Consider the following 16379-nt stretch of genomic DNA (forward strand, 5'->3'; position numbering starts at 1 on the left):
CCGATCGACCTTCACCCTGGACAGCGGCGGCGCTTGAACCCGGACCACTGGACGGGATGTGCATCGCATCCGTTCTGGCACGCACGTCTGTACACAAGGGCCCTCTGCGCCTTAGATTCCACGCATGGACCTCGAACTCCGCCACCTCCGTACGATCTGCCTCCTGGCTGACACCGGCAGCGTGACCAGGGCGGCCGCGGCGCTCTCCACCTCTCAGCCCGCGCTCACCACCCAGTTGCAGCGGATCGAACGCGAGGTCGGCGGGCAGCTGTTCGAACGCGGGCGTTCGGGGGTGCGACCGACCGAGCTCGGCGAGTTCGTCCTCGTCCGCGCGCGGGCGGTCCTGCTGTCCATGGACGACCTCCTGCACGACATCACCGCGCGCGGGGCCTCTCCAAGCACGCTGAGGGTGGGCGGCATCGGCCCGCTCACCGTGGAACTGTCGGCGCGCATGCCCGAGATCTTCCCCAACGTGCCGGTCCACGTCCGCACCGAGTACTCGCCCAAGCTGGTCACCGACCTGGTCCGGGCCGGCCGTCTCGACATGGGTACGACCATCGACTACGTGGACCGCGACCTGCCCACGGACGGCCCGCTCGCCTGGGCGATGCTCGCGGTGGACCCGCTGCACGTCGCACTGTGGGCCCACCACCCCCTCGCGGAGAAGCCGTTCATACGTCTGGAGGACCTGGCCGGGTACTCCTGGGCCCTGACGCCGCCGGACGGCACCGGCTGGCCCGAATGCTTCTACCTGGCCTGCCAACGGGCGGGTTTCAGCCCTGAAGTCCCCTACCGCCTCTACGAACGCTCCGAGATCCGCGACCTCATCGCCGACCGGCGGGCTATCGCCCCGTGCCAGTCGGACTTCGACTCCGGCCAGGACGTTGTGGTGCGCCAGCTGGACGGCGCCCCGATACAACTCCGCCATCTCCTGGTCTGGCGCCGGGACAGTGCCGTACACCAGGCCTCGGACCGTATCGCCCACCTGGCACGGGAGATCCTGGGCCGGGCGCCGACCGGCGGGGAGCCCGCGCCGACCACGACCTGAACCCGGGCCCTGGCCTTGAGGCGCAGCCCAGGGACGGAGAACCGGCCGGGACTTCGAGAACCGGCCCGAGTACTGAGCCCCCGCACCCACACCGGTCACACCATTGGGCGTTACCGGAGGTTGCAGTAATGAACAGCGCTCGTATGATGTTTACCAACCGGTAACGTACTAGCGAGTAGGCGCACCCGCCCCCCGATACCTCTCCCGAGCTACGAAGCCGCTTTCCCTCACGGGCCGAATACCAGGCCTCCCGCTGCGAAGGCACAACCGAGTTCAGGACTTCACCATGCGATCACTGAGAATCAGCGCGTCGGCGCTCGCCGTCGCGGTTCTCGCCGCCTCCTGCGGCGACCCCGAATCGGCGGGCGACACGGGGAAGAACGCCACGATGGGGGTCACCGACGACAGCGTGGTCATCGGAACCCACCAGCCGCTCACCGGGGCCGCATCCCCCGGTTTCGAACACGTCTCCACCGGTGCCAGTGCCGTGTTCGACTACATCAACGAGAACGGCGGCATCCACGGCCGCCAGATCGACTACCGGGTGGAGGACGACAGCTTCGACCCCGCCCAAACGATGGAAGCGTCCCGCACCCTCATCAACGACGACGAGATCTTCGCGATGCTCGGCGGTCTGGGCACCCCCACCCACGAGGCGATCATCGACGACCTCAACGACGAGGGCGTCCCCGACCTCTTCGTCTCCTCCGGCGCACTGGAATGGGACCAGCCCGACGAGTACCCCCTCAGCTACGGGTTCCAGGTGGACTACTCCAAGGAGGCCAAGGTCCAGGGGTCCTACATCGCGGACAACTTCTCCGGTGACGACGTCGGCCTGCTCTACCAGAACGACGACGTCGGCCCCGCCTCCCACGCTGGTATCGAGCAGTACCTGATGGACGAGATCGTCGCCTGGGAGTCCTACGACCCCGGCGTCCCCGAACTCGACGGCCAGATCGCCGAACTGAAGGAGTCCGGCGCCGACGTCGCGGTGTGCTACTGCATCCCCGCCTTCCTGGGCCTGGCCGTCCTCCAGGCCCAGTCCATCGGCTACGAGCCCCAGTGGGTGGCCCCCAGCTTCGGCGGCGACGTCGAGGTCGTCACCGAGCTCATCTCCGAGTACGCCGAGGGCACCCCCGCGGAGGACGTACCGCCGGAAGCCTTCCTCGACGGTCTGATCATCACCGCGTTCCTGCCGATGGTGGCCCAGCCCGACGACCCGTGGACCGAGTTCTACCGCGAGCTCCACGACGAGTACAACGAGGGCGCTCCCTTCACCGACACCACGGTGTACGGCATGGTGCAGGCCACCCTCTTCGCCCAGCTCCTCATGGAAGTCGGCCCCGACCTGGACCGCGAGACCCTCATCGACACCCTGCACGCCCATGAGTGGGACGGGCCGGGCTTGGTGCCCTTCGTGGCCACCGAAGAGGACCACAGCGGCTACTCGGGTGTGATGGTGGTCCAGAACAACGCCGGCGAGGAGCCCGACGTCCTCCAGGAACCCCGGGTGACCGACAGCGACGGCGGGGACATCCTGCCCTTCGACCTGGACCGGCCCGACCCCGAAGAGGTCGACCTGTACGACGGCACCGAGTGAGGGACGGCGGGCGCGGGGCTCAGCCCCGCGCCCGCCCGCTCTCCGAACGCCCCGGCTCTGCGGGCCGGTCCTCCGAGGGCCCGTTCTCCGAAGGCCCGGCCTCTCCAGGCTCAGTGGCCGGGTTCCCCGCCGCCGAACGCCCGACCGTCGAACGGCGGGAGTACAGCCACCAGCCCACGCCGATGACCACGGCCACGGCACCGGTCCCCAGCGCGACCTGGAACCCGACATCGGCCCCGCCGGCCCCCACCAGGACCAGCGCGACCGTAGTGGGCAGCGACCCGATCGCGGTTCCGAGCACGAAGGGCATCACCCGCATCCCGGTCAGCCCGAACCCGTAGTTGACCACCTGGTAGGGGAGGACCGGTATCAGCCGCAACTGCACCACCGCCAACAGCGCGCGGCCGCCGGCCAGACCCTCCAGCCTGCCCCGGACTCGCTCCGGCAGCCTGCGCGAGACCGCGTCCCTCGCCACGTGCCGGGCCACGACGAACTGGGCCAAGGCGGCGAGAACCCCACCGATCAGGGCAAGGACCACGCCAAGGGCCAGGCCGAAGAACAGTCCCCCCGCGATGTTGAGCGCGGGGCGGGGCACCATCGCCTGGACGGCCAAGGTGTAGGAGGCCAGGTACACGAGGGAACCGCCCAGACCCGCATCATCGGTCCAGGACCGGACGGTCTCCAGGTCGAGTCCGCTCAGCACGGCCCAGAGCACCAGCAGCAACCACCCGGCGAGCAGCGCCGCGCGCCCGACCCAACCTGCCTTCTTCTCCCCCATTCCACCCAGGGTAGGGCGTGTTATCCGGTTTTTGGCGGTGCAGACCCCGCCCCTTCAGAGCGGGGATCACCGCCCCCGCGCAGAAATGTCACACCCTCCCGCTACGGTCCCCTCCAGGATCGAGGGGAGGTGTGTGCTGTGCTGACGGGATTCCGCTACCGGCTCGCGCTCACCGACGCCCAGGCCCGCCAGTGCGCCGAGTACGACGCTATCTGCCGGGCGGTGTGGAACACCGCCCTGGACCAGCGCCGCCACATCATGGACCGGTGGAAACGCGGCCAAGAACACCGAGAAGCGCGGATGGACTAACCGTTTACGGTGAACCGTGCCAGCCTGCCGAGACCTCTGGGTAGCCATGTCTGCGAAGCAGGAACCTGCTGCCGCCGCGAGGCGGACAGCGCCACCAGACCCCGGTCTGGTCGGAATCCCTCTCATTTCAGCAGAGGGAGGAAGTCAAGGGGCATCCCTGTCCGGGATGTGCAGGAGGAACTCGGCACCACCGAGCAGATCGCTGTGCCGGGCGACGAGGCTCCCGCCGTAGGCGCGCACGATCTCCCGGGAGATGGCCAGGCCCAAACCGCTCCCCCCGGGGTCGCGCTCCTTCGACTCCGGCAGCCGTGCGAAGCGCTCGAAGACGCGTTCGCGGTCCTCGACCGGGATCCCCGCTCCGTCGTCATGGACCTCCACCACTGAGGCGCCGTCCTCGCGTTGGACGATGATGTCGATGCGGCTGTTCGCGTGGCGTTCGGCGTTGGCCACCAGGTTGGTCAGGACCCGAACGAGCCGGAGCCGGTTGACGACCGCGTACACCGGGCCGGACGCGTGCACGCGCAGTTCGGGACGCCTGTGCCGGTCGGTGAACTCCTGCTTCACGAAGGCGGTGAGGTCCACGCGTTCGCGCGTCAGCGCCATGTCGTTGTCCAGACGAGCCAGTTCCAACAGGTCGGAGACGATGTTCTCCAACCGCTCGGTGTCGGACAGCAACCCGTTCAGGGTCCTCTCCCTGGCACGCGGGTCGGGCTCGGGGTCGGAGAGTTCGACCTCCAGTTTCGTGCGCATCCCGGCGATGGGGTTGCGCAGCTCATGGGAGGCGTCGGAGACGAACCGGCGCTGTCGGCCGACGGCCTCCTCGAGCCGGACGAGGCTGGCGTTGGCGGTACGGGCCAGGTGGGCGATCTCGTCATCGCTCTTGGGCACGGGCAGCCTGCGGTGCAGGTCGCTCATGGTGATCCGGTCCATCTCGGCACTGATCTCCTCCACCGGGCGCAGGGCCCTGCCGACCCCGTACCAGATGATCAGGGCCGTGCCGCTGACCAGGAGTAGCGAGAGTCCGACCAGCACGGATTCCAGAGCGTTGGTGACCAGCAGCTGCGGGGTCCGCGCGGCCCCGAGGACGACCACGTCCCCGTAGGCCGAGTCGCTGACGGAGTACCCCACCACTTGAAAGCACTCCCTGGGGCTCTCTCCCGCGATCGCTCCGCACAGCGTGGTGTCGAAGCGGATGTCGCCCTCTTCGGGGGTCTCGTCGGTCAGCGCCGGAAGGCCGCGCATGGGCTCGCTCGCGGCCAGGACCTCATGGGTCTGCCTGTCGACCACCTGGAGGCGCTGGATGACGGCTCCGGTGGACGGGATCGGCCCCTCGTAACGTTCCGTCACGATCTGGTCGACAACCTGGCGCGCCCCGTCAGCCGCGAGGTCCCGCACCTGATCGAGGGCCACCTGTCGGATCACCACGAAGGAGAGCGCGAGGAGGAGACTGACGACAACGGCGAGCATAGCGACAGCCCCGGCGGTGACCCGGGCACGGATGGAGCGTGGCCGCAGTGCGCGCCATGATCTCCGGAGCCGCTCATACCGTTCTCCCACCCGCCCATTGTCACCCAGCGCGACAGTAAACCGGCGAATTGCCCCCGGTGTGGCGGCCGAACAGCACGAACGGGAACAAGGTCCCAACCAGCCCTTTTCGGCTGAACCCGGTTACTCGTAGGGGTCCGGCGGGTTGGTCACCTCCACGACCGAGGAGGTCGCGATCTCGTGCTCCGCGGCGTCGTACAGGTCTCCCTCAGGCTCCACCCAGGTGCCGGTGACCTCCCACCAGGTGTCGGCCTCCGGTTCCGGGTGGTCGGTGATGAGGACCTTGTTGACGACCGCGTCCGCGGCGCAACAAGCCATCTGGAGCCTGGCCAGGTACCAGCCGTCCCCGTCCTCGTTGGGGACGGAGAAACCGGTGAGCTTGATGTCCCGGCCGGAGAGCTCCCGCTCCTCGTCCACCCAGGCCCGCATGACGAACTGCTGGATGCCGAGCTCCACGACCTCTCCCGGAGCGGCGTCCTCCAGGCCGTCGCTGAACTGGGAGGAGTTGCGCTCGTCCCGCGGCGGCGGCCCGGACGAGCCGGTGCTCTCCACCGAGTAGGAGCCGAGCGCCGGCGGTGCGATGACGAACACGGCCAGCACCGGAAGCAGGAGCAGCCAGGCCACCTTGGGAGCACTCGAGTGGTCGTGCCCGTGACCGTCGTCCGAGGTCTGACGCCCCCCGTAGTCGGAAACGGCCTGGTCGAGGGCGCTGCGGCCCGGGGCATCGGCGTCCGCCCCGGCCTCGGAGGCGCCCTCCTGAGCTGGGTGGGCCGCCCCCTCCGGGACCGCGTCCTCCTCGACCATCGCTAGTTCCTCGCCCCGCAGCTCGGCCATGATCACCAGGACTCCGAGCACGACCATGATCACGCCGGCGGCGATCAGGAACGGGCCGAACGCGGCCTTGACCCAGTTCAGGTACAGGTCGGTGGGGACCGTACTGGTCAGCGCGGCGGCGCCGAGCAGGACGAGCGTGAGTCCCTGAGCGATGCGGTTCAAAAGATCAGAGCTCCGATCAGGAACGTACTGAGCAGCCCGACCACGAGACAGATCGGCGCGAAGCGGGCGACGAAGCGCCAGCCGAACACACCGGCCTGCATAGCGATGAGCTTGAGGTCCACGATCGGACCGATGACCATGAACGCGAGCTTGGCGGTGGGCGAGAAATCGGTCAGGCTCACCGCGACGAAGGCGTCGGCCTCCGAGCAGATCGAGAGCAGGATCGCCAGCAGGGCGAGCACCAGCACCGAGATGATCGGTGCCTCGGCCACGGCCAGCAGCCACGAGCGGGGCACCATCACGTTGAGGGTGGCGGCCGCGAGCGCACCGACGACCAGGTAACCGCCCGCGTGCATCATGTCGTGCAGCATCGACTCGCGGAAGACCTTCAGTTTGGAGGTCCCCGGGGCGTGGGTCCGCGACGGCAGGCGCAACCAGTCGGCCTTGCCGAAGCGCACCCAGATCCAACCGATGACCACGGACGCCAGCAACGAGGCCACGAACCGGGCCAAGACCATCTCCGGTTGCCCCGCGAAGGCCACCGCGGTGGCGATCATGACGATCGGGTTGATGGAGGGCGCCGCCAGCAGGAAGGTGAGCGCCGCCGCCGGGGCGACACCGCGCTTGATCAGACTCCCCGCGATGGGCACCGAGGCGCACTCGCAGCCCGGTAGGACGGCACCGGACGCACCGGCCACCGGAACCGCCCGGCCAGGCTTGTTCGGGATGAACTTCCGGTACACGGAGGCCGGAACGAACGCGACGAGTCCCGCGGACAGGGCCACACCGAAGACCAGGAAGGGCATCGCCTGCATGCTGATGGCGGTGAAGATGGTGGCCCAGGCCAGGAAGGCCTCGCTGGTCAGCTCATCGGAGAACCAGGCGTGGGCCATCGCCATCAGCGTGATGAAGAGGGCGAACAGCCATACCGTTCCGGTTCTGCGCGAGCTGTTGCGCCGCCCCCATTCGGCAGGGGGCAATTCGTCTCCGCGGTCGTCCCAGCCACCGCCGAAGGAGTCGCCGAGCGAGGTGGAACTGTGGGGCGCGGAGCCGCGCGCCGGTGTCATCCGTTCGGACACAGGGGTACTCCGTCGGGTTCGGTTGGGATCTCCCCAAATAGTAACCGAAAATCATTATCGTTTGCGCGCCTCCAGCCAAGCTGTGGACAGGACCACGCACAAAAGTGCGCCCCAGCGTACCCGTTCCCGGGCCGTCAAGGGGTTCAGGAGTCCCGCCCGTCGCCGCGACCGGTCTCCGGCCCCTCTTCGCCGTGGCCCTGGTGCCATTCCGGTTCGTGCAACCCCTCGCCGCCGTCGACCATCGGGGCCTCCTGGGGCTCCGGGTCACCGACCGGGGGTCCCTCGGCCCGGTCCACGTCGTCGGGGAGCGGACCGCCGGCCTCGCCCCAGCAGTACACGTTCTGCAAGTCCGGCATCTTGGCCAGGTTGAACTGCGGGTCCAGACCGTTGCGCAGCTGCCGACTGTAGTCGGCCAGGAGCCGGAAGGCCACCCTCGAGAGCGGCGCCAGGGCCAAGAGGTTGACGGTGGCCATCACGCCCATGGTGATGTCGGCGAAGCTCCAGACCACGGTCAGCGGGGCCACGCAGCCGATGAAGACCGCGACCAGGACCGCGGAGCGGAAGTAGGTCATGTGCTTCGGGCTGGCGTCCATGAACTGGAGGTTGGACTCACCGTAATAGTAGTTACCCAGCACGGAGGTCCAGGCCAGCAGGAACAGGATGATCGTGAGGGCATGGATCGACCAGGCACCCAACGAGTTCTGGAGGGCCAGCTGGGCGACCACGATGGCCTCTTGGCCCGGGGCGAACTCCGTGCCGTACAGGAGCACGATGAACGCGGTCACCGAGCAGACGAGCCAGGTGTCGAAGTACACCCCCAGGGTCTGGACCAGGCCCTGCTTGGCGGGGTGGGAGACGGACGCGGTCGCACCGGCGTTGGGTGCCGAACCGAGGCCGGCCTCGTTGGAGAACATGCCGCGCCGCAGACCCCAGAGGATCGCGGTGCCCACACCGCCCGCGGCGACCTCGCGGATTCCGAAGGCGTGGGCGAAGATGCTGGCGAAGACCCCGGGCACGGACTCGATGTTGACGATGACGACGGCGACCCCGAGCAGGATGTAGAGGATAGCCATCAACGGGACCAAGCCCTGGGCGACGTGCGCGATACGGCGGACACCGCCGAAGATGACCGCCGCGGTGAGGGCGGCCAGGGCGAGGCCGACCACCGCGTTCAGGGCCAGGCCCGTGGGACCGCCGAACTCGCCCACCGTGGTGCCGATAGCCCCCGCGATACTGTTGGCCTGCACCGAGTTGAAGACCAAGCTGAAGGTCACGGTGATGACCACCGCGAAGAGCACACCCATCCACCGGCGGTTGAGGCCGTAGAGCATGTAGTAGGCCGGGCCGCCTCGGAAACCGGTACTGGTGCGCACCTTGTACAGCTGGGCGAGGGTGGACTCCACGAACGACGCCGCCCCGAGAACCGCGGCCATCAGCCACATCCAGAACACGGCGCCCGGGCCGCCCAGCATGATCGCCAGAGTGACACCGACGATGTTGCCGGTGCCCACGCGGGAGGCCGCCGAGAGCGCGAACGCCTGGAAGGAGGAGATCTCCTTTCCGCCGTCGGGCGCCGTGCCGGGACTGCTGCGCAGGACCCGGAACATCTCCGGTAGGAGCCGAATCTGGACGAACCCCGAGCGCACGGTGAAGTAGAGGGCCAGTACGACCAGGAGCGGGATAAGAAAGAAGGTCCAGAAGACGTCGTTCAGGGCGACCAGGACGTTGTTGAGGACGGTCACGCGTTCCCCTTCAGGCGGCGTGTGGTCCCGAGTGCGACATCGGGGTTTCCGGCTACTGTCCTCGTCGGACCGGGTTTCGGCCACCTGGGACATGCGAAGGGGCAGTAAAGGACCGTAAACGTTGACGAGGCGGGCCCGACCGGAGTCGGACCCGCCTCGGGGTCTGGTGTCCCGCGCTCAGGTGCGCCGGACCTCAGGTATCGCTAGCTCTGCGGAGCGGAGTTGTAGCGGTCGTTGCGACGGGGGCCGCCGCGGTAGCCGCCACGGGAGTCGCCGCCACGGTAACCGCCACCGCCGCGACGGTCGCCGCCGCGGTAGCCGCCGCCACCCTCGCCTCGGTAGCCGCCGTCACCGCGGTCGTTGCGGCGGTCACCGCGGTAGCCGCCGTCACCGCGGTCGCCACGGTAGCCTCCGTCACCGCGGTCGTTCCGGCGGCCGCGGTAGCCGCCACCGCCGCCGCGGTAACCACCACCGCCACCGCCGCGGTAACCACCGCGACGGGGACCGCCACGGCCGCGACGGGGACGCTCGGGCTCCGGGGGCTCGATCCACGGCTCCCAGCTGGGCTCCTTGGCTCCGGTCACCTCGGAGAGGAGCTCGTCACCGGGGTTGACCAGGTGCTGCTTGGCGTCGACACCGGCGTCGTTGATCAGACGGCGGGCCATACGGCGCTGGTTCGGAGCGACCAGGGACACGACGGCGCCCGAGGAACCGGCTCGGGCAGTACGGCCACCGCGGTGCAGGTAGTCCTTGTGCCCGGTGGGCAGGTCGATGTTGACGACCAGGTCGATGCCGTCGACGTGGATGCCGCGGGCGGCGACGTCGGTGGCGACCAGGGCCTGGATCTTACCCTCACGGAACTTGGCCAGGGTGCGGGTGCGCACGCTCTGGGTCTTGCCGCCGTGCAGGGAGGAGCTGGGAACGCCCGCCTCCGCCAGCTGCTCGCTGATGGTGTCGGCGCGGTACTTGCTGCGCACGAACAGCAGGGTGCGGCCCTCGCGCGCGGCGATCTGGGCGACGATCTTGTTCTTGTCGCGGGGCAGCACCTTGAGCAGGTGGTGCTCCATGGTGGTGACCTGCGAGACCGGCGGGTCCACGGAGTGGGTCTGCGGGTTCTTCATGTACCGGCGGACGAGCTTGTCGACGTCACCGTCGAGCGTCGCCGAGAACAGCAGGGTCTGGCCGTCGGGGTGCACCTGGTCGAGAAGCTCACTGACCTGCGGCATGAAGCCCATGTCGCACATCTGGTCGGCCTCGTCCAGCACCGAGATCTCGACGTCGCCCAGGTCGCAGGCGCCCTGGTCGATGAGGTCGGTGAGGCGGCCCGGCGTGGCGACGAGGACGTCGACACCGCGGCGCAGTTCGTTGATCTGGCGGGTGTAGGAGCTACCGCCCACGACGTCGCCGACCTTGACGCCCAGAACGCGGGCGTAGGTGCGGAACGCGTCGCGCACCTGGTGCGCGAGCTCTCGGGTGGGCACCAGGACCAGCGCACGGGGGCGGCTGGCGGCGGCACGGCGCTCGGAGCAGCGCATCAGGACCGGCAGGCCGAAAGCCAGGGTCTTGCCCGATCCGGTACGACCGCAGCCGAGGACGTCGCGGCCCTCGATGGCGTCGGGGATGGTCGCAGCCTGGATCGGGAACGGGTTGGTCACACCGTTCTTCGCCAGCTCACCGACAACGTCCTTGGGAAGACCCAGGCTGTCGAAAGCGGGCATTACGGCAGTGTCCGTCGTCAAGTGACGTGTACCTTCCTCATCGTTTGGCAGCGTTTCGAGGAAGGCTCCACACGGCCACAGCGGACCCAGCGAAGAAATCACACAAACGCGCCTGATCACACGCGGAAGCGGCCCCGATGCATGTGGGGCTCGTGTGCTCTTCGGGTTAAGAGTGACGCCGACTGGGTCGACACGCTCTCCGCGTCTTGGCGGCCCGGCGCGCCCGGATGCGCGCGGCTGTCGAACGACCGCTTGCAGCAGCGTACTAGAGATCCTCGAAGGACGGGGACGGGATGGGCGCTTTTCGCCGGTGATACGGATCTCCCCACCCCGCCCCGTGTGGTGTGCCGAGGTCAGGCGCCCGGGGCCATGCTCTTGGCCAGCGCGGCCAAACGGCCCGCCTGCGCCTTGCGCTCGGCGGCGCACTGCTCGTCGAGCGTGTTGCCGACGGCCTCCTGGAGGAGCGCCTTGGTCGCGACTGCGGCGTCGGGGTTGGTCGCCAACAGGCCCGCGACGGCGTCGTCCACCGCGCCGTCGAGCTCATCGGTCCCGACGACCAGAGTGGCCAGTCCGAGGTCGCGGGACTCCTCGGCTCCGACCTTGCGCGCGGTCAGGCAGATCTCGGTGGCACGGTGTACGCCGACGATGTCCACCAGGGGCTTGGTTCCGGTCAGGTCCGGGACCAGACCAAGGGCGGGCTCCTTCATGCAGAACTTGGCGTCATCGGCGAGGATGCGCAGGTCACAGGAGAGCGCGAGCTGGAAGCCGGCGCCGATGGCGTGACCGCGGACGGCGGCGATGGTGACCAGGTCGGGTCGGCGCAGCCAGCGGAAACCCTGCTGGAGCTCGTCGATGTAGGAGTCCAGGTCGGCCTCGTCCGAGGATCCGTCGGCGATCCCGGCGACGATAGAGCGCTCGCCCTCGACCCCCTCGGGGGTGAACATGTTGAGGTCGATACCCGCGGAGAAGATGTCACCGTCTCCGGCAATGACGACGATTCGGACATCGCCGGGGAGCGCCTGGCCGATGTGGGCCAGGGTCGTCCAGGTGCGCCCGGTCATCGCGTTGCGCCGCTCGGGTCGACTGATGGTGATGCGCGCAACCGCACCCTCCACCGCGAGCTTCAAGCCGGCCCGGGTCAGCTCCGCCTCGGTGGGCAAGTCCAGTTTCCCGGACTCCGCCGATGCCTGTGCCATGGGTTCCTCCGTCACATCGGTTGGCGATGCACCGACCCTACTGGCCAGTAACACCATGGGTGCTACCGGGATCAGGCTTTGCGTGTCGCCCCGCCGCGTCCGCGCAGCTCCACCCCGGCCTCGCCGAGCAGACGGTGCACGAAACCGTAGGAACGGCCGGTCGCGGCCGCCAGGGCCCGGATGCTCTCACCCGCGTCGTACCGACTCTTCAGCTGCGCTGCCAGCTCGGAGCGGTCCGCACCCGAAACCCGGGCGCCCTTTCTCAAGGCGTCACTCACAGTTCTCTCCCCATAGACGATGACCGGCATCCCTACTGGTCCGGCACGGACAATGATCGGACATCGCCCTCACACACCGCCACATTCACCGGACGCCACGCCGACCGACCCCGGTTTCGGAGGGACATTAACCCCAACCGAAAAGGAGGGGGGTGAACCTCCCAGCATTCTGGACGTCCACCCCCGCACCGTGGTCACACAGCCCACCTCGAGCAGGAACCCCTCAAGCGAGGGCGATGAGGTCTTCGAACTCGGCGTTCCACACGTCCTCGACACCGTCGGGCAGCATGATGACGCGCTCGGGCTGTAGCGCCTCGACCGCGCCCTCGTCGTGTGTCACCAGGACGATCGCGCCCTTGTAGTTGCGCAGGGCGCCCAGGATCTCCTCGCGGCTGGCCGGGTCCAGGTTGTTCGTGGGCTCGTCGAGCAGGAGGACGTTGGCGCTGGAAACCACCAGGGTGGCCAGGGCGAGGCGCGTCTTCTCACCGCCGGAGAGCACCCCGGCGGGCTTGGCCACGTCGTCCCCGGTGAACAGGAACGAACCCAGGGTCTTGCGGGCCTCGACCTCGGGGAGGTCGGGTGCCGCGCTCATCATGTTCTCGAGGACGCTCCGCTCCACGTCCAGGGTCTCGTGCTCCTGGGCGTAGTAGCCGAGCTTGAGCCCGTGGCCTGGGAGGACATCACCGGTGTCTGGATCCTCGACCCCGCCCAGCAGGCGCAGCAGCGTCGTCTTGCCCGCACCGTTCAGACCCAGGATCACCACGCGGCTACCCCGATCGATGGCCAGGTCCACACCGGAGAAGATCTCCAAGGAGCCGTAGGACTTGGACAGCCCCTCAGCCATCAGCGGTGTGCGACCGCTCGGAGCCGGGTCCGGGAATCGCAGCTTGGCGACCTTGTCGGACTTGCGGACCCCGGAGACCCCGTCCATAAGCTTGTCGGCACGGTTGAGCATCTGCTGTGCGGCGCGCGCCTTGGTGGCCTTGGCCCGGAACTTGTCGGCCTGCTTGCGCAGGGTGTCAGCCTGCTTCTCGGCGTTGGCCAGCTCCCTGCGCCGACGGCGCTCGTCGGCCTCCCGCTGGGTCTGGTAGAGCTTCCAGCCCATGTTGTAGATGTCGATGACGCTGCGGTTGGCGTCCAGGTAGAACACCTTGTTGACCACGTGCTCGACGAGTTCCACATCGTGGCTGATCACGATGAGCCCGCCCTGGTGGGACTTGAGGAACTCGCGCAGCCACACGATGGAGTCGGCGTCCAGGTGGTTGGTCGGCTCGTCCAGCAGCAGGGTGTCCGCGCCGCTGAACAGGATCCGGGCCAGCTCGATCCGTCGGCGCTGACCACCGGAGAGCGTGTGCAGAGGCTGGGACAGGACCTTGTCCGGCAGGCCCAGGCTGGAGGCGATGGCGGCGGCCTCGGACTCGGCCGCGTACCCGCCCAGCACGTGGAGGCGCTCCTCCCAGCGGGCGTAAGCACGCACACCCTTGTTACGGGTCTTCTCGTGGTCGCTGGTCATCTTCTTCTCGGCCTCGCGCAGACCGTTGAGCGCCTCGTCGATACCGCGAGCGGACAGCACCCGGTCCTTGGCGATCACGTCGAGGTCACCGGTCCGGGGATCCTGCGGCAGGTAGCCGATACTGCCCGAGCTGGTCACCGTGCCGCAGGTGGGCACGCCCTCACCCGCCAGCACCTTGGTCATGGTGGTCTTGCCCGCACCGTTGCGGCCGACCAGTCCGATCCGGTCCCCCGAGGCGATACGGAAGGTCGTCGGCTCCAGCAGGAGTCGAGGTCCGACGCGCAGTTCGAGGTCGGTGGCGATCAACATGGGTGGGGCATCCTCAAAGGTGGTCGAAGGGTTTGTCGCGGCTGGGTCGTCGGGGCACGGGGCCTTCAGACAGACCGACCCAGCCTAACGGCACGGCCGTGGGGTGGAGCGAGGGGTTTTCCGTCGGCCGGTCCCGGACACGGGCGTGCCCCCGACCCACACAACGGGGGCGGGGGCACGGCGCATTCCCCGGGTACACGGACCCGGTATGAGGTCACTCCTTGTCGGGTCCGTCCTTCTCCGAGGAGGGCGCGACGACCACGACAGCGGCCGCCTCCTTGCCGGACGGCGACCGCTTGTCGTCACCCTGTTCCTCGTGCTCTTCGTTGGTGTGCGACGGAGGCCGGTTGCGGAGCAGCGCCGCGAGCACAGCGGCGATCGGGGTGGCCAGGAACATCCCGACGATGTTGCCCAGTATGCCGCCCGCGGTGATGGCGATCAGGACGATCGGCGAGGGCAGTTCCAGCGCCTGCCCGTAGATGCGCGGCGCGAAGATGCTGCTCTCGGCCTGCTGCACCACGACCACTGCGGCCACGATGACGAGGGCGATCACCGGACCCTCAGTCACCAAAGCGACCAGCGCCGCGAGTAGGCCGGTGAGGAAGGCACCGATGACCGGCAGGAACGCGCCGACGAACGTGAGCACGATCAGGGGGATCGCGAGGTTCGGGTCCAGGAAGATGAGCAGGACGATGCCGATGCCGACCGCGTCGATGACACCGACCATGGCCACTCCGCGCACGTACCGGCCCATCACCCCGTAAGCAACGTTGCTGGCGTGGCGCAGGCCCGGACGGGACTTGGAGGGCAGCAGGGTGACGAACCAGTCGACGAGCTTGTCTCCGGAGTGCAGGAAGTACACGGTCAGCGCGATGATCAGCACCAGGCTGATGAGGATCTGGACCACGGCCGCGCCGGCGGTCCAGGCCCCGGTGAGCAACTGGTCGGTGTTGTCAGTGATGATCCCCTGGATCTGCTCCCAGGCGTTGTCGATCATCTCGGCGAAGAGTGCCGGGTCGAGCCCGAAGGGGACTTCGATTTCCTGGAGTTGCGTCACCGCCCGGGAGACGCTCCGCACCAACCCGTCGAAACCCTGGATGGCCGGTTGGACGACCAGCGTGACCACACCGCTGAGCACGGCCATACCGGTGAGGACCGTGGCTGCGGTGGACAGGCCGCGACCCAGTCCCCTGCGCCGGAACCAGTTGGCCAGGGGCATGAGGAGCGCGGTGATGAAGACCGCGATGATGACCGGCAGGGTGACGATCGACAGGTAGATGGCCGCGTAGACGAGCAGACCGGCGACCACACCGACGAGGAGGACCCGCCAGGCGACGTCGCTGACAACCCGCAGCAGGTCACCGGCGCCCAGGTCGTCGTCCGGTTCGGCCTCCTTCTCGGCCTCCGGTTCCGCCTGCTCCTCAGCCTCTTGCGCCTCAAGCTGGGCAAGGCGCTCGGCACGAGCTCTGCGGGCGCTGAGCCACTTGTTCAGGAGCGCCCACACTCCCGGCCGCTGGGCTTGCACATGTACTCCATTCTCCGGGGGATGCACGTCTGGGGGTCAGGGTTCTCGCGAACCGCGGGGGACAACACTGTCAGAACTGCCAGGGTTCCCGCGGGCGTCCGCTGTGCACGATCTCGTTGCCGAAGGGCGCCAGGGCCACGGGGATCATCTTGAGGGAGGCCCAGGCCATCGGCAGGCCGATGATGGTGATCGCCAGACCGAACGCGGTGACGATGTGGCCGATGGTGAGCCACCAGCCTGCGACGATCAGCCAGATGACGTTCATGACGGTCGTACCGCCACCGGCACCGGGGCGGCGCACGAGGTCGCGCCCGAAGGGCCAGATCGCGTAGCTGGCCATGCGGAAGGAGGCGATACCGAAGGGGATCGTCACGATGAGGATGCAGCAGATGATCCCGGCGATGACATAGCCGATCGCCAGCCAGAATCCGGCCACGAAGATCCAGATGATGTTCAGGATGAGCCGCAAGAGGGCCACGGTGTTCGTCTCCTTGCTTCGGTCCCGAGTGGGATGGGCGCGCGTTCGTCCGGCGGAGCCGAAACGAGCGCATCCTGTTTTCTATCGTCTGGGACGCCCACACACCATGACCTGTTCCCCACTTCTTCCCTGGCCCTTCCCCTAGATGATTGAGTCCGATGTCTTCAGTGGTCGTAGGCGATCAGGGACCGCTTGACGGGGGCGTTGGTCTCCCAGTTGTGCCAGATCGCCGCGGCCATGGCCAGCAGGCGCTGTGCGGTACGGG

At 68.3% G+C, this 16379-nt stretch carries 14 protein-coding genes and 1 pseudogene; 3 read left to right on the top strand and 12 right to left on the bottom strand.

The genetic code is table 11. The annotated features are described in order from the left end of the window. Positions 1-124 precede the first annotated feature (124 nt). Both ACYVDG_RS29280 and ACYVDG_RS29285 read left to right on the top strand, forming a co-directional pair. Positions 125-1048, top strand: a complete 924-nt coding sequence (locus ACYVDG_RS29280) for a LysR family transcriptional regulator (RefSeq protein ID WP_460761643.1) — start codon at positions 125-127, stop codon at positions 1046-1048. Between the two features lie 286 nt (positions 1049-1334). Beyond that, positions 1335-2648 (top strand): ABC transporter substrate-binding protein, encoded by a 1314-nt coding sequence (locus ACYVDG_RS29285; protein WP_460761647.1) that lies wholly within the window; start codon positions 1335-1337, stop codon positions 2646-2648. 19 nt (positions 2649-2667) lie between these two features. Here ACYVDG_RS29285 and ACYVDG_RS29290 read toward each other — a convergent pair whose 3' ends face one another. After that, on the bottom strand, positions 2668-3426 hold the full coding sequence (locus ACYVDG_RS29290) for a TVP38/TMEM64 family protein (protein ID WP_460761652.1): 759 nt from the start codon (positions 3424-3426) through the stop codon (positions 2668-2670). A 138-nt stretch (positions 3427-3564) separates the two neighbouring features. Between ACYVDG_RS29290 and ACYVDG_RS29295 the strand changes: the two genes are divergently transcribed. Next, positions 3565-3735, top strand: coding sequence for a helix-turn-helix domain-containing protein (locus tag ACYVDG_RS29295; protein ID WP_460761655.1), 171 nt, complete (start codon positions 3565-3567; stop codon positions 3733-3735). A gap of 144 nt (positions 3736-3879) precedes the next feature. On the opposite strand, the gene ACYVDG_RS29300 is transcribed toward ACYVDG_RS29295, so the two are convergent. The 11 genes and pseudogenes from ACYVDG_RS29300 to ACYVDG_RS29350 form a co-directional block, all read right to left on the bottom strand. Continuing rightward, positions 3880-5292 carry a sensor histidine kinase gene (locus ACYVDG_RS29300; protein WP_460761660.1) on the bottom strand — a complete coding sequence of 471 codons (1413 nt, stop codon included), beginning with the start codon at positions 5290-5292 and terminating at the stop codon, positions 3880-3882. Between the two features lie 111 nt (positions 5293-5403). Next, positions 5404-6276 (bottom strand): TIGR03943 family putative permease subunit, encoded by an 873-nt coding sequence (locus tag ACYVDG_RS29305; RefSeq protein WP_460761665.1) that lies wholly within the window; start codon positions 6274-6276, stop codon positions 5404-5406. After that, positions 6273-7355 carry a permease gene (locus tag ACYVDG_RS29310; RefSeq protein WP_460761670.1) on the bottom strand — a complete coding sequence of 361 codons (1083 nt, stop codon included), beginning with the start codon at positions 7353-7355 and terminating at the stop codon, positions 6273-6275. The genes ACYVDG_RS29305 and ACYVDG_RS29310 overlap by 4 nt, the downstream gene beginning before the upstream one ends. A gap of 143 nt (positions 7356-7498) precedes the next feature. Next, positions 7499-9097 (bottom strand): alanine/glycine:cation symporter family protein, encoded by a 1599-nt coding sequence (locus ACYVDG_RS29315; RefSeq protein ID WP_460761673.1) that lies wholly within the window; start codon positions 9095-9097, stop codon positions 7499-7501. Positions 9098-9300: 203 nt separating this feature from the next. Next, a complete protein-coding gene (locus tag ACYVDG_RS29320) occupies positions 9301-10815 on the bottom strand; it encodes a DEAD/DEAH box helicase (RefSeq protein WP_460761676.1) in 1515 nt (504 codons plus the stop codon). Positions 10816-11168: 353 nt separating this feature from the next. Further along, entirely contained in the window at positions 11169-12011 is an 843-nt protein-coding gene (locus ACYVDG_RS29325) for an enoyl-CoA hydratase/isomerase family protein (protein WP_460761681.1), read from the bottom strand. Between the two features lie 71 nt (positions 12012-12082). Next, on the bottom strand, positions 12083-12289 hold the full coding sequence (locus tag ACYVDG_RS29330; protein WP_460761684.1) for a helix-turn-helix domain-containing protein: 207 nt from the start codon (positions 12287-12289) through the stop codon (positions 12083-12085). 223 nt (positions 12290-12512) lie between these two features. Beyond that, positions 12513-14111 (bottom strand): ABC-F family ATP-binding cassette domain-containing protein, encoded by a 1599-nt coding sequence (locus ACYVDG_RS29335; protein ID WP_460761687.1) that lies wholly within the window; start codon positions 14109-14111, stop codon positions 12513-12515. A gap of 214 nt (positions 14112-14325) precedes the next feature. Further along, entirely contained in the window at positions 14326-15636 is a 1311-nt protein-coding gene (locus ACYVDG_RS29340) for an AI-2E family transporter (RefSeq protein WP_460761690.1), read from the bottom strand. Positions 15637-15706: 70 nt separating this feature from the next. Next, entirely contained in the window at positions 15707-16114 is a 408-nt protein-coding gene (locus tag ACYVDG_RS29345) for a YccF domain-containing protein (RefSeq protein WP_460761693.1), read from the bottom strand. 164 nt (positions 16115-16278) lie between these two features. Further along, positions 16279-16379, bottom strand: a pseudogene (locus ACYVDG_RS29350) (IS982 family transposase); the annotation flags it as partial.

Source organism: Nocardiopsis oceani, assembly GCF_054777395.1.

Excerpts from the sequence above, each read along its gene's own strand:
- ACYVDG_RS29335 (WP_460761687.1), bottom strand. The coding sequence starts at position 14,111 with ATGTTGATCGCCACCGACCTCGAACTGCGCGTCGGACCTCGACTCCTG.
- ACYVDG_RS29290 (WP_460761652.1), bottom strand. The coding sequence starts at position 3,426 with ATGGGGGAGAAGAAGGCAGGTTGGGTCGGGCGCGCGGCGCTGCTCGCC.
- ACYVDG_RS29285 (WP_460761647.1), top strand. The coding sequence starts at position 1,335 with ATGCGATCACTGAGAATCAGCGCGTCGGCGCTCGCCGTCGCGGTTCTC.
- ACYVDG_RS29320 (WP_460761676.1), bottom strand. The coding sequence starts at position 10,815 with ATGCCCGCTTTCGACAGCCTGGGTCTTCCCAAGGACGTTGTCGGTGAG.
- ACYVDG_RS29280 (WP_460761643.1), top strand. The coding sequence starts at position 125 with ATGGACCTCGAACTCCGCCACCTCCGTACGATCTGCCTCCTGGCTGAC.
- ACYVDG_RS29325 (WP_460761681.1), bottom strand. The coding sequence starts at position 12,011 with ATGGCACAGGCATCGGCGGAGTCCGGGAAACTGGACTTGCCCACCGAG.